At 67.7% G+C, this 13,052-nt stretch carries 13 protein-coding genes; 9 read left to right on the top strand and 4 right to left on the bottom strand.

All coding sequences use genetic code 11. The annotated features are described in order from the left end of the window. Window positions 1-51: 51 nt before the first annotated feature. Genes upp through ACODRV_RS01380 form a run of 3 tightly spaced genes read right to left on the bottom strand, consistent with a single transcriptional unit; the run spans window position 52 to window position 3,195 of the window. The gene (gene upp, locus ACODRV_RS01370) at window positions 52-681 is read right to left on the bottom strand and encodes a uracil phosphoribosyltransferase (RefSeq protein ID WP_141628213.1); all 630 of its coding nucleotides are present in this window, start codon (window positions 679-681) and stop codon (window positions 52-54) included. 20 nt (window positions 682-701) lie between these two features. Beyond that, window positions 702-1,955, bottom strand: a complete 1,254-nt coding sequence (locus ACODRV_RS01375) for a URC4/urg3 family protein (RefSeq protein ID WP_488907174.1) — start codon at window positions 1,953-1,955, stop codon at window positions 702-704. After that, window positions 1,942-3,195 carry a GTP cyclohydrolase II gene (locus tag ACODRV_RS01380; RefSeq protein WP_488907175.1) on the bottom strand — a complete coding sequence of 418 codons (1,254 nt, stop codon included), beginning with the start codon at window positions 3,193-3,195 and terminating at the stop codon, window positions 1,942-1,944. Before ACODRV_RS01380 ends, ACODRV_RS01375 begins: the two co-directional genes overlap by 14 nt. A gap of 205 nt (window positions 3,196-3,400) precedes the next feature. Here ACODRV_RS01380 and ACODRV_RS01385 point away from each other — a divergent pair, with 205 nt between their 5' ends. The 7 genes from ACODRV_RS01385 (at window position 3,401) to ACODRV_RS01415 (ending at window position 10,158) form a co-directional block, all read left to right on the top strand. Beyond that, on the top strand, window positions 3,401-4,096 hold the full coding sequence (locus ACODRV_RS01385) for an SDR family NAD(P)-dependent oxidoreductase (RefSeq protein ID WP_488907176.1): 696 nt from the start codon (window positions 3,401-3,403) through the stop codon (window positions 4,094-4,096). Window positions 4,097-4,206: 110 nt separating this feature from the next. Further along, window positions 4,207-4,536, top strand: a complete 330-nt coding sequence (locus ACODRV_RS01390) for a PadR family transcriptional regulator (RefSeq protein ID WP_488907177.1) — start codon at window positions 4,207-4,209, stop codon at window positions 4,534-4,536. Window positions 4,537-4,561: 25 nt separating this feature from the next. Beyond that, window positions 4,562-5,674, top strand: a complete 1,113-nt coding sequence (locus ACODRV_RS01395) for an HAAS signaling domain-containing protein (RefSeq protein ID WP_488907178.1) — start codon at window positions 4,562-4,564, stop codon at window positions 5,672-5,674. A gap of 63 nt (window positions 5,675-5,737) precedes the next feature. Further along, a complete protein-coding gene (locus ACODRV_RS01400) occupies window positions 5,738-7,513 on the top strand; it encodes an SLC13 family permease (RefSeq protein WP_141625902.1) in 1,776 nt (591 codons plus the stop codon). Between the two features lie 137 nt (window positions 7,514-7,650). After that, window positions 7,651-8,751 (top strand): bifunctional transcriptional activator/DNA repair enzyme AdaA, encoded by a 1,101-nt coding sequence (locus tag ACODRV_RS01405; RefSeq protein WP_488907179.1) that lies wholly within the window; start codon window positions 7,651-7,653, stop codon window positions 8,749-8,751. Next, entirely contained in the window at window positions 8,735-9,265 is a 531-nt protein-coding gene (locus ACODRV_RS01410) for a methylated-DNA--[protein]-cysteine S-methyltransferase (protein ID WP_141625904.1), read from the top strand. Before ACODRV_RS01405 ends, ACODRV_RS01410 begins: the two co-directional genes overlap by 17 nt. Before the next feature lie 53 nt (window positions 9,266-9,318). Further along, complete coding sequence (locus tag ACODRV_RS01415) at window positions 9,319-10,158, top strand: hypothetical protein (protein WP_488907180.1); 840 nt, start codon at window positions 9,319-9,321, stop codon at window positions 10,156-10,158. Window positions 10,159-10,224: 66 nt separating this feature from the next. On the opposite strand, the gene ACODRV_RS01420 is transcribed toward ACODRV_RS01415, so the two are convergent. Beyond that, window positions 10,225-11,538 carry a cation:proton antiporter gene (locus ACODRV_RS01420; protein ID WP_488907181.1) on the bottom strand — a complete coding sequence of 438 codons (1,314 nt, stop codon included), beginning with the start codon at window positions 11,536-11,538 and terminating at the stop codon, window positions 10,225-10,227. A gap of 195 nt (window positions 11,539-11,733) precedes the next feature. On the opposite strand from ACODRV_RS01420, the gene nadA reads away from it, so the two are divergent. Further along, on the top strand, window positions 11,734-12,813 hold the full coding sequence (nadA, locus tag ACODRV_RS01425) for a quinolinate synthase NadA (protein WP_488907182.1): 1,080 nt from the start codon (window positions 11,734-11,736) through the stop codon (window positions 12,811-12,813). A gap of 10 nt (window positions 12,814-12,823) precedes the next feature. Next, window positions 12,824-13,015, top strand: coding sequence for a hypothetical protein (locus tag ACODRV_RS01430; RefSeq protein WP_488907183.1), 192 nt, complete (start codon window positions 12,824-12,826; stop codon window positions 13,013-13,015). Window positions 13,016-13,052: the final 37 nt, after the last annotated feature.

Consider the following 13,052-nt stretch of genomic DNA (forward strand, 5'->3'; position numbering starts at 1 on the left):
GGGCCCGGACGCGATCGCATCCGGGCCCGTTTTACATGATGCCGTGGCGCACTAGCGCGTCCCGAACAGCCGGTCGCCCGCGTCGCCCAGACCCGGAACGATGTAGCCATGATCGTTCAGCCGCTCATCGACGGCCGCGGCCCAGATCGGCACGTCGGGGTGCCAGCCGCGCAGCCGCTCCAGCCCCTCGGGCGAGGCGACCAGACAGACGAAGCGCAGGTTGGTTACGCCCCGCTCCTTCAGCCGCTCGATGGCCGCGACCGCCGTATTGGCCGTGGCCAGCATGGGGTCGATGACGATGCAGAGGCGGTCGGACACGTCCTCGGGCGCGCGGAAATAGTACTCGACCGCCTCCAGCGTCTCGGGCTCGCGATACAGGCCGACATGGCCGACGCGGGCGGACGGGACGAGGTCCAGCATACCCTCGACCAGCCCCAGACCGGCGCGCAGGATCGGCACGAAGACCAGCTTCTTGCCCTCGATCTTCTGGCCGGTAGTGGGGCCCACCGGCGTCTCGACCGGATAGTCTTCCAACGGCAGGTCGCGAGTGACCTCGTAGCAGAGCAGGGTCGAAATCTCGCGCAGCAGGGCGCGGAAGCGGGCGGTGGAGGTGTCCTTCGCCCGCATGATCGACAGCTTGTGGGCGACCAGCGGGTGATCGACGACGGTGACCCCGTCCATCTTGAAGGCGGCTTTCGGCATCAGAAGACGGTCCCGTCGGAGAGGATGGTCAGGGGCGGTCCGCCCCCCGGTCGGCGTTCGGCGGCGGCGCGGCGACCGGCCGCCCAGGTGCCGCCCTCCAGCACGCTGGCCAACGGCATGGCCTCCGCGCTGACGCCCAGCTCAGTTCGCACCAGAGCCGCGATCCTGTCCAGCAGGGCCACGGTCATGGCGCGCCAGCCGACCACCAGCGGATCGGATACCGGCCACGGCATTTCCGCGTCCGCAGGGTTCTTCAGCGTCAAGACGCCGAGGTCGGTGAACAGGCCGCCGTTGCGGTATTCCGCCAGCCCGGTCAGGCCGTCCAGATCCACCACCTTCAGACCCGCAGTCTGAAGCGGCTCGACCAGCGAATAGCTGAGCCACTGGGACAGTTTGTGGATCGGGACCAGACCGTCGGTGGTGTCATCGCGCTTCATCGCCGGATGCTTCCAGCAGTCGCCCAGATCGACGCCGCCGAGGCTCAGCCGGTCCTGCCAGACCGGACCGAAAGCTTCGAGCAACAGTTCCAGAATGGCGGGGGCGGGCAGGGCGCCGTCGCTCGCCTGACCGATCAGCAAGTCGGCCAGTCCGCCCGGGCGGGGCGTGTCCGCCGTCGCGAACAGGTCGGGGCGTTTCAGGCATTGCTCGCCGAGACGGCGCAGCAGGCCCGCGCGGCCTTCAAGTCCGACCAATGGGTTGTCGTCCGAGACTTGGAACCCCTCCGCCAGATCGTCGGCGGACAGGCGGGCGAGCGCGTCGGCGTCCACCCGCCAGGGATCGCTCGGTGTGGACGAGAAGGCGCCCGCTTCGAACATCCGCAGGCTGGCGATGGCCAGTCCTTCGGAGCGGGTCAGGGTCTTGCCGGTGCGCGTGTCATGATAGCTCCAGCCGGGGCCGGAGCCGGCGTCCAGGAGCACGGAGACGATGACCAGATCGAACTCGGTCCGCGCGCGGTTGGCGGCGTCGGGCCAGGCCCGGCTCTCGGCCACCGGACCCCACAGGTCCACGCCATCGACGGCGAAATGCCGCCAGCGGGCATGGAAGGGTACGGCCAGCGTCGGATACTGGTCGCGGATGACGGCGGCGACATAGCGGGCCGTTTCCGGGAGTCGGTCGAGATCGACACGCCAGTGGTCGAGCCCGCCCGCGATGCCGATCTCCAGCATCTCACGGGCGCGCTCGCGGACGGCGGCGGCGGTCAGCAGGCCCTTTGCAAGCAGGATGGGCGCCTGCGCCGTTTCAGAACTGCTCAAGGTCGCGGCCCACCACGCGGGTCAATTCGTCAGCGGACTTGGCGCCTTCGGGGGTGAAGTAGCCGGCGGCCTTCTTGGCCTCCATTTCCACCGAGGCGTCAGGCGGGATCAGGTAATCGGGGATCGGCACGCGCTCGCCGATCTCGATGCCCGAGCCGGTCAGGGCGTCGTGCTTCATGTTGGACATGGAGACGAAGCGGTCGATCTTCGTGATGCCCAACCAATGCAGCACATCGGGCATCAATTGCTGGAAGCGGGCGTCCTGCACCCCGGCGACGCATTCGGTGCGCTCGAAATAGGTCGCCGCCTGATCACCGCCGGGCTGGCGTTTGCGGGCGTTGTAGACGAGGAATTTCGTCACCTCGCCGAGGGCCCGCCCCTCCTTGCGGTTGTAGACGATCAGACCCGCGCCGCCGTTCTGGGCCTCCTGAACGCATTCCTCGATCCCGTGGGTCAGATAGGGGCGACAGGTGCAGATGTCGGAGCCGAACACGTCCGAGCCGTTGCACTCGTCATGCACCCGGCAGGTCAGGCGGCGCGCCGGGTCGGCGATCGCGGCCGGATCGCCGAAGATATACAGGGTGATGCCGCCGATGGGGGGCAGGAAGACCTTGATGTCCGGGCGGGTGACGAGGTCGGCGTACATCCCGCCGGTCTGCTCGAACAGGGTGCGGCGCAGGGCGGTCTCGGTGACGCCGAAGCGTTCCGCGATGCCGGGCAGATACCAGACCGGATCGACGGCGGCCTTGGTCACCGCCACATCGCCGGTTTCGTGCACCACGGTCCCGTCGACCTTGATGCGGCCCGCGGCGATGGCCTCGTTGATCTCGCCGAGCTGAAGGCGGGCCCTGGTCACGGCGATGGTGGGGCGGATATCGACACCGTCCTGAATCTCGGTCGCGAAGTCCTCGGCCACGCGGGCGCCCCACGGGTCCAGCGAGACGATCTTGCCGCCATCGGTCCACTGCGGGAACGGCCCCATGGGCGTGGTCGGCGCGGTGTTGGTCAGGTCCGGGCGGTTGTTCGCGCTCATCGCCCCGGATGAAACGGCTAGCGCGCGATAGACCGAATAGGCGCCGCCATGGGCGCCGATGGCGTTGCGGTCCGGCCCGGCATTGACGGTGCCGATCACCGGCCCCCGTTCACGGGCGGTAGGGGCGCCCCACTGGACGGGGAAGCGGGACGCGGTTCCCGCGCCGGGGTGGGAGTTGAGCCGGATATGGCTCGGTCGGTTCGACATGTTTCCTCACTCGTCCCGGCCTGTTGTTTTTTCTTGCGCCGGACTCGTCAGGACACACCCGGAACGGGAGCTTGTCCAGTGGCGTCAACGACGGGCACCCTCCGCCCGTGCTCCGTGACCGCGAGATTGCGCCGCGCGTGAGGCATGACGTCCGCGCGGCCTGCCGGCGCTTGACCGCCCAGGTCGTGCGGGCGCTGATCGGGGCATGACGGAAACTCCCCCTCTTTCGGCGGTCGTGATCGGCGCGTCAGGCGGTCTGGGCGCGGCCATGGTCGCGGCGCTGGAGGCGTCGGGTCGCTTCAATCATGTCCATGCCTTGTCCCGATCAACCGGGTTGGACCTGGAAGACGAGGCGTCGATCGCCGCCGCCGCCGCCGGCCTCAAGGACGGGCCGCCCCTCGGCCTCGTGCTCGTGGCGACCGGCGTGCTGCACTCCGGCGCCGAACCTGAGCGGAGCTATCGCGCGCTGGACCCCGCACACATGGCGCGGGACTACCGGGTCAACACCATCGGCCCGGCGCTGGTCGCCAAGCACGTCCTGCCGTTGCTGCCACGCGATCAGCGGTCCGTCTTCGCGGTTCTGTCGGCCCGGGTCGGGTCTATCGGCGACAACCGGCTGGGCGGCTGGCACAGCTATCGGGCGTCAAAGGCGGCGCTGAACATGATCCTGCGCAATCTGGCGATCGAAATGGCCCGCACCCATCCGCAGGCGGTGGTGGCGGGTCTGCATCCCGGAACGGTGGACACCAGGCTGAGCGCGCCGTTCCAGCGCGGGGTGAAGCCGGACAAGCTGTTCAGCCCCGCGCAGTCCGCCGCCTGTCTGCTGGAGGTGATCGACGGCCTCAAGCCGCATGACAGCGGCGGCGTGTTCGCGTGGGACGGCGTGCGGATACCTGAGTGAGGCCTGTCCAGGCGACGGAAAGGGGATGGAACTCCCGCATATTGACTCCCTCGCACAGTATGTCGCATACACTGTGTGTCACACACTATGTGACGTAGCAGGGGGGCGGCGTGAGCGTCGAACCGGAACTTTTTGAAAGCATGCGGCTGGAGTTGCGCCGTGGATCGCTGGTGCTGGCGGTGCTCGCCTGCCTGCGGACCGAACGGTACGGCTACACCCTGCGTCAGGCGCTTGCGGCGGACGGGCTGGAGATGGAGGAGTCCACCCTCTACCCGCTGCTGCGCCGGCTGGAGAGCCAGGGGCTGCTGCAAAGCGAATGGCGTGAGGAAGAGAAGCGGAAGAAGCGCTTCTACGTCCTGTCGCCCATGGGCGTGTCGATGCTGGCCGCCCTGACCGACGAATGGCGGGGCATCAGCGCCTCGCTCGAAAAACTTCTCTGAACATCCAGGACGAGGGGAAAGCCTGATGGACCTGATTGACCGCTATCTGAACGCCGTCGCCGCCCAGCTGCCGCAAAGCCAGCGGGCGGACATCATCGCCGAACTGCGGGACATGATCCTGAGCCGGTTCGAGGAGAAGGAGGAGGTCCTGGGCCGCCCCCTGACCGAGGCCGAGCAGGAGGGCATCCTGCGCGACATCGGCCACCCGCTGGCCGTCGCCGCCCGCTACGGCTCGGGGCCGCAGCATATCGTGGGGCCGGAGCTTTATCCGTGGTGGATGTTCGGCGTTCGCGCCGGTCTGATCGCCGTCGTCGCCATCACCGTGCTTGGCGCGATTGTGCGGGTCGTCGTCGGTGACGTCGAGGTGGGCCGCGCCATCGGGCAGGCCTTCAGCAGCATCTTCAATGGAGCCATCAGTCTGATCGGCTTCGCGACGCTGGGCGCCTACATCATCGAGCGTCAAAAGGAGAAGCCGCGCTTCCTGCGGGAATGGCGGGTGAAGGACCTGGGCCTGTTCGAGTTCGGCGGAAATCTGAACGCCGAGGCCGTGTCGCGGGGGCTCAGCGAGGGCGACTGGAGCGGCGAGCCCGCCAAGCCCGCCAAGGGGAAGCGCGGGTCATCGCCCACGGTCCGGGCGCTCGGCAGCGCCGTGGGCTGGGGCGTGGTCCTGCTCTGGTGGATCGGTTGGCTGCCGCTGACCCACACAACGCCGCAAGATCTGGGCGCGGTGGTGAGCGGCGTCGACTACGGCCGGATGCTGGGCGAGATGCACCAGCTTCTCTACTGGCCGGTGATCGTCTTCGCCGTTGTGAGGATCGCCTTCGACCTGACCCGCGCCCTGCATCCGAAAGGCGTGCGCTTCACGGCCTTGGGCGACATCGGCTTCGGCTTGGCGGAAGCCGCCCTGTTCGTCTGGGTTTGGCTGTACTCCCCGATGTCGCCGGTGGTCTTCGTGCCGGACGTGGAGAGCTTTATCGAGCGGGTTCGTGTCATGTTCGCGAATGGCTGGTGGCCCCTGTCCAGCATCCTGATGCTCTGCGTCGCCCTCGGCTTCATCATCGCGGTGTCGAAGATCGTGGGCGCCGCGGGGCGGCTGATCACCGGCAAGGACAGCCGGATGCCCCACGCATCGAACTGAACCCTCGGGCGTTAGGCCCCGGCGGCCATCCGGCCGCCGGGGTTTTTCGTGGATGGGGCAGGCGTGACGCTGCAGCAGGGGCTGGCCTTCGGGCTGGTGGGTTTGACCATTGTCGCCTTCATATGGGGGCGGTTTCGCTATGACCTGATCGCGCTGGGCGCCCTCGTGCTGGGCCTCGCTATCGGGGTGATCCCGGCCGAGGCGGCCTTCGACGGCTTCCGCAACGATGTGACGGTCATTATCGCCGCGGCCCTGGTGGTCAGTGCCGCCTTCGCGCGGTCCGGCATTGTCGAGATGGCGCTGAAGCGGGTGCTGCCCCTGCTGAAGACCGAACGCAGCCAGACACCGGTGCTGACCGTCGCGGTCACCCTGCTGTCGATGGTGACGAAGAATGTCGGCGCGCTGGCGATCATGATGCCGGTGGCCCTTCAGGTCAGCCGCAAGACCGGATCGTCTCCCTCGCGCCTGCTGATGCCGATGGCGTTCGGAGCGATGGCGGGCGGGATGGTCACGCTGGTCGGCACGGCGCCCAACATCATTGTGGCCGAGGTGCGCGCCGATCTGCTGGGTCAGCCCTTCGGCATGTACGACTATGCGCCCGTGGGACTGGCCCTGACGGCGATGGCGCTGGTGTTTCTGGCGTTCGGCTATCGGCTGCTGCCGACGGATCGCAAGGGCGCGGTCGGGCTGGGAGAGGCGCTGGCGGCGAACGGCTACGCGACCGAGGCGCGGGCTCCCGAAGGCTGGACCTCGCCAAACCCTACCATCAAGGGCCTGTCGATGGTGGGGGACGGAGAGGTGCGCATCCTGGCCCTCATCCGGGGACAGAAACGCACCGCTAATCCGCGCGGCAATCACAAGGTTCTGCCCGGGGACACCCTGTTGATCGAAGGCGGTCCGGCGGCGCTGGAAAGCTTCCTGACCGCCAGCCATCTGCAATTGGTCCGGGAGGATCGTCCGGTGATGCTGGAGCAGCCGACTGACGAGGTGCAGGTGATCGAGGCGGTGATCGGCCGCAACTCGCCCCTGTCGGGCCAGTCGGTGCGGGCGGCGGACCTTTACGGCCAGTACGGGGTCAATCTGATCGGCGTGTCGCGCAGCGGCTATGAATTGACCCAGAAACTGAGGTCCGCCCGGCTGCAGGCGGGCGACGTCATCCTGCTGCAGGGCGGGGAGGCGGGCCTGCCGACGGCTCTGAAGGCGCTGGACCTGCTGCCGCTGGCCGAGCGGGAGGTGCGGCTGGGCAGTGTGCGCAAACGCTTCCTGCCGGCGGTGGTGCTGGCCATCGCCATGACGCTAGTCGGCTTTGGCGTGCTCCCGGTCGCCATCGCCTTCTTCGGCGCGGCGGTGGTGATCGTCGCGCTGGGCGGGCTGAAGATGCGTGAGGCCTATGGGGCGCTGGACGGGCCTCTGCTGATCCTGATCGCCTGCCTGATCCCCGTTTCCGACGCCATCCAGAAGACTGGCGGCGCGGACCTGATCGCGGCGGGAATGAGCGGCCTGTTCACCCATCTGCCGGGCGTGCTGGCGGTCGGCGGGTTGATGCTGGCCTCGATGGCCGTGACGCCGTTCCTGAACAACGCCGCGACGGTGCTGATCGTCGCCCCCATCGGGGCCAGTCTGGCGACGCAGCTGGGTTACAATCCCAACGCCTTCCTGATGGCGGTGGCGGTCGGCGCGGCCTGCGATTTCCTGACCCCCATCGGCCACCAGTGCAACACGCTGGTGATGGGGCCGGGCGGGTATCGGTTCGGGGATTATGCACGGCTGGGCGCGCCGCTGAGCCTGCTGGTGCTGCTGGCGGGGCCGCCGCTGATCCTGATGGTGTGGCCGTTGTAGATCGCCGAGCGGAGCTTGGGGCGCCCCCTTCAGTGTAACGGAAACTCAGAACGACCGCTTTCGGCCATTGAAGTCCGCCGCATGCCCATGTCCGAAAGCCGCGAGCATTCTCCTCCGCTCCGGCCTATCTTCCGCTCATGGAAAACCCCGCCGCACTCGATCAGGAGGTCTGCTACCGCGCCGTGCTGACGCGCGATGCGCGGTTTGACGGGCGGTTCTTCGGCTGTGTGAAGACGACGGGCATCTACTGCCGTCCGGTCTGTCCGGCGCGGACGCCCAAGAGAGAGAACATGATCTTCGTCGCCTCGGCGGCGGCGGCCGAGGAGGCGGGGTTTCGCGCCTGTCTGCGCTGTCGCCCGGAGACGGCGCCGGACATGGGCGCCTGGCGCGGGACGTCAAATACGGTCAGCCGGGCGCTGGTCCTGATCGAGGCAGGGGCGCTGGACGAGGGCGATGTGGATGCGCTGGCCGGGCGGCTGGGCGTGGGCGAGCGGCACCTGCGTCGCCTGTTCCGCCAGCATCTGGGCGCGGCCCCGGTCAGCGTGGCGCAGACGCGCCGTGTGCTGCTGGCCAAGGCCCTGATCCACCAGACCGACCTGTCGATGGCGCAGGTGGCGCTGGCCTCGGGCTTCGGCAGCGTGCGGCGGTTCAATGAGACGTTTCAGGCCCTGTATGAGCGGCCGCCCTCGACCCTGCGGCGTCGGGGTGAGCGGCTGCATGAGGGCGGCGTGTTGCTAAGCCTGCCCTATCGCCCGCCCTACGACTGGGACGCCATGCTGACCGCGCTGGCCGCGCGTGGCGACGCGGTTGAGGGGCGGCGGTGGTCGCGGGGGCTGACCCGGGAGATCGACGGCGCCGGGGGATCGGTGTCGGTCGAACCCGGAGAGGATGGGCGTGTCACGGTCTGCGTCGAGACCGCTGAGCTGAAGGCTCTCCCCGGCGTGCTGGCGCGGGTGCGGCGGGTGTTCGACCTGTCAGCGGACCCGGACGCCATCGCGCGTGACCTGTCGTCAGACCCGCTGCTGAAGCCGCTGCTGGCGGCGCGCCCGGGGCTGAGGCTGCCGGGCGACTGGATCGATGAGGGCGTCGAGCCGCCCAATGACCGGCTGATGGATGATCGCCTGACCGCGCGCGCCGAGCACTGGCGTCCCTGGCGGGCCTATGGAGCGCTGCATCTGGCCATGGCCGATATGGACGCCGACGAGCGGATGGAGCGAGACGATGCCGAAGCGGCCTGAGATGGAAACCCTGACGCTGGACCGGGTGGCGACGCCTGTTGGGGAAGTTCTTCTGATCACCGGCCCCGAGGGGGCGGTGCGGGCGCTCGATTTCGCGGGATATGAGGCGCGGATGCATCGTCTGCTGGGGCGGCACAGCCCGGGGGCGGCGCCGGTCGAGGGGCGTGCGCCGGGGCGCGTGCGGACGGCGGTTCTGGCCTATTTTAGCGGAGACCTGAGCGCGCTCGACGGGCTGGCGGTGAAGACCGGCGGGACCGACTTCCAGAAGAGCGTCTGGGCGGCGCTGAGGGCCATTCCGGCGGGGCAGACGCGCACCTACGGCCAGTTGGCGGCGGCGATCGGGTCGCCCAAGGCCGTGCGGGCGGCGGGGCTGGCGAACGGGCAGAATCCGGTGGCCCTGATCGTGCCCTGTCACCGTGTGATCGGCGCCAATGGAACCTTGACGGGATACGCCGGAGGGCTGGAGCGCAAGCGCTGGTTGCTGGCGCATGAAGGCGTTGTGACGACTGCTTGACGGGGCCTCGAGTCTGCGTGTCACTGCGCGCGGGCTGTGAGGGATTTTTGAGTATGAAGACGGTTACTTTTGCGGGCCTGGCCATGACGGCCGGGCTTGGTCTGGCGACGACCGCCGCGGCGCAGGACGATGACTGGGAGTTCCAGCACGATCCGGCGCAGAACATCGCCATAGCCGCAGCACGCTACGACGCCGGGCAGATGATCGTGGTTCAGTGTCGTGACGGCAAGTTGACGGCGGTGGTGACGGGCCTGCCCGCTTCCGCCGAACCGCTGCGCCTGAACGCCGCGCGGGCCGACGGACGCTCCGACCAACAGACCTGGACGGCCGCCGGCGCCGCCGGGGCCTATCGCAGCAACGCGCCGGGGCGCGACGTCCGCTTCATGAAAGGCGGCGGCCTGTACTCAGTGCAAACTGCGGACGGGGCAGAGCCTTCGTTCCGGGGGGCGTTCGATCTGCCGACCCAGTCGGCCAATCTGGACCGGGTGCTGACGACCTGCGGCTGGAGCACGACGGACGAGCGGGACGCCCTGGGGATCGCGCCGGGCGTCAGCCTGACCGACCCCGGAGCCCGTCGACCGGCTCGCAGGCAGCGAAGCGCACTTTCACGCGCGCCGCGTCGGGAGGTCGAGCCGCCGGTCGGTGCGCCGGTAACGCCGCCGGCCGAGCAACTGGTCAGCTGTGTCGTGCGCGATATGCACCTGAAGGAATGTCGGGCCGAACATCAGGCATCGGCCGCGCGGCCCGATATCGTGCGGGCCCTGCGCTTCTATGAGGACCGCGAGGTCTATGCGACCGAGGGCTCTGACGCCGCCGCCAACGAGGGCAAGGTGGTGTTTCTGAATGGGCCGCAGATCGTGGTGACGGTCGACTACATCGGTCGTGCTGACTGAGCCGGGTTGAAGCCGTCGACAAATGAATGGCCGGGACCGACATCCCGGCCATTTTTGTATTCGGCGTCAGGGCGCTACGGATCGGGCCTGAACCGGGGCGGCGTCCGACGCCTCGTGATCGTCCGCGAGACTGCCCAGTTCGCCCCGCTCGCGCGCCTTGCGGCCATAGACCCATTCGAACAAAGGGGAGGCCATCAGGGTGGTGACGATGGCCATCAGCACCATCATCGAGAACAGGGCCGGGCCGATGATGCCCTTTTGCAGGCCGATATTGAGAATGATCAGCTCCATCATCCCCCGAGCGTTCATCAGGGCCCCGATGCCCAATGCGGTGGCGTTGTCCTGACCGGTCAGGCGGGCGGCGGCCCAGCAGGCTCCAGCCTTGGCCAGGATGCTGCCGGCCAGAATGACCAGCGCGACGCCCAGCAAGGGCAGGCTGTTCACCATCGTCAGCTGGGTGTTCAGGCCCGAGTAGACGAAGAACATCGGCACCAGAACCACCAGGGCGAAAGGCTGGAGCTGGCGCTTCACTTCACTGGCCAGAAGGCCTCGGGGCATGGCTGCGCCCAGGATGAAGCCGCCGAAGACGGAATGCAGACCCGCGGCATCCATGGCCCAGGCGCTGAGCATGAACAGCACCAGCACGACGCCGAGAAGAGCGGGCGTGAGCCGGCCCTCACGCTCGACCCTGTCGGCCAGCGGCGCCAGCAGGCGGCGACCGACGGTCAGCATGAAGACAGCGAACACACCGCCGCCGACAATGGCCTTGAGGGCGACTTCAGCGCCGCCTCCCAGGCTGGCCAGGACCAGCGCCAGAACGGCCCAGGCGCAGGCGTCGTCAATGGCGCCGGCCGACAGGGCCATGGTGCCGAGCGGCGTCTTGGACAGACCCCGCTCCTGAATGATGCGCGCCAGCACGGGAAAGGCGGTGATGGAGATCGCCGCGCCGAGGAACAGCAGCGACTGAATGGAATCCACGCCCTCGCCGAACAGCTTCATGTTCATCAGCCAGGGTGTCAGGGCCACGGCGACGAGGAAGGGGGCCAGCATGCCGGACAGGGACACCGCCGCCGCGCTGCGGGCGTTGGCCTTGAAGTGGTCGCCCCGGAAATCGAGGCCGACAATGAACATGTACAGGCCGATGCCCAGCTGAGCGCCGACAAACAGGACGCCGCGCGTGTCCTGCGGGAAGATCATGTCCTTCACTTCGGGTGAGATAAGTCCCAGCAGGGACGGCCCGAGCAGGACGCCTGCGATGATTTCGCCCACCACCTGCGGCTGGTTGAACAGTCGCTTCACCAACCAGCCCATCGCCCGACAGACCGCGATAACGACGGCCATCTGAAGGAAGAAGGCCACGCTCAACTCAGCCGGACTCATCTCGGTGCTCATCCCCAACGGCGACCGCTCGTCCGACCGGTTCGCCTCCCGCCAGAACGCTAGCACAAGCGAGGCGAGGAGACAGTGACATGCGAGCGGTTTGCAGCACTTTCCGCCTTGCGCCGCCGCTCGATCGGCCTACATTGCGCCTGCTTATGCTAACTTTGAGCATAAGGGTCGATTGAGGACAGGATCATGGCGGACGGCGCGTTCGGGCTGTCGGAGGAACTGGAGCGGGAGACCGCGCCCGTGTGGGACAAGGTCAAGGACCATGTGACCCCGCTGGAGTGGCCGCGCTACGCGGCCCTGATCAGCGAGATCAACGCGCTGAAGAAAGAGCGCGACGCGGTCATCCTGGCGCACAACTACATGACGCCGGAAATCTTCCATGGCGTCGGCGACTATGTCGGCGACAGCCTGGGACTGGCCAAGGAGGCGGCCAAGTCGAAGGCCAAGGTGATCGTCCAGGCGGGCGTGCACTTCATGGCCGAGACCTCGAAAATCCTCAGCCCCGAAAAGACGGTGCTGATCCCCGACCTGCGCGCGGGGTGCAGCCTCGCCAGCTCGATCACCGGCGAGGACGTGCGGCTGATCAAGCAACGTTATCCCGGTCTGCCGGTGGTCACCTATGTGAACACGACCGCCGACGTGAAGGCCGAAACCGATATCTGCTGCACCAGCGCCAATGCGGTTCAGATCGTGGAGTGGGCGGCGAAGGAGTGGGGCGTCGACAAGGTCATCCTGATCCCGGACGAGTATCTGGCGCGCAACGTCGCGGCCCAGACCGACATCAAGATCGTCGCCTGGAAGGGCCACTGCGAGGTCCACAAGCGCTTCACCGCGCAGGACATCGCCGACATGCGCGACGCCTGGCCGGACGCCGAGGTGCTGGCGCATCCGGAATGCCCGGAAGAAATCCTTCGGGCCGCCGATTTCGCCGGATCGACCGCAGCGATGACTGACTACGTCGAGGCCCGCAAACCCAAGCGGGTCGTGCTGATCACCGAATGCTCGATGGCCTCCAACATCAAGGGTGATGTCCCCGAGGTCCAATTCGTCGGTCCCTGCAACATGTGCCCGCACATGAAGCGGATCACGCTGGAGAACATCCGCGACTGTCTGCGTGACATGAAGTTCGAGGTCACCGTGCCCGACGAGATGATCGAGAAGGCGCGGATGGCCGTGCAACGCATGATAGACCTGCCTCCGCCGCCGATTCCCGCGCGGTATGATCTGGTCAAGGCCAGGCATCACGTGGATGTGGAGTTGATCTGAAGTGGTTCGAGTGTGGCGCGTACCGTTTGGCTACATGATCATCATCTGGCGCGCCAAACAGCGCTGGTTCGCCTTCAAACCGGTGCAGGATCTGCGCCGGGTCTATGAAATCCTGACACGCAGGGGCGTGCCGAAAAATCTGGTGCGTGAGGCGCTGACGCGGGCCAACCCCGCAGAGGCCCGGGCGCACAATCTGGACTGAACCCCGATGCACTATGTTCCGCCTGTCCGCGCCGTCG

Source organism: Brevundimonas sp. FG8, from assembly GCF_057808845.1.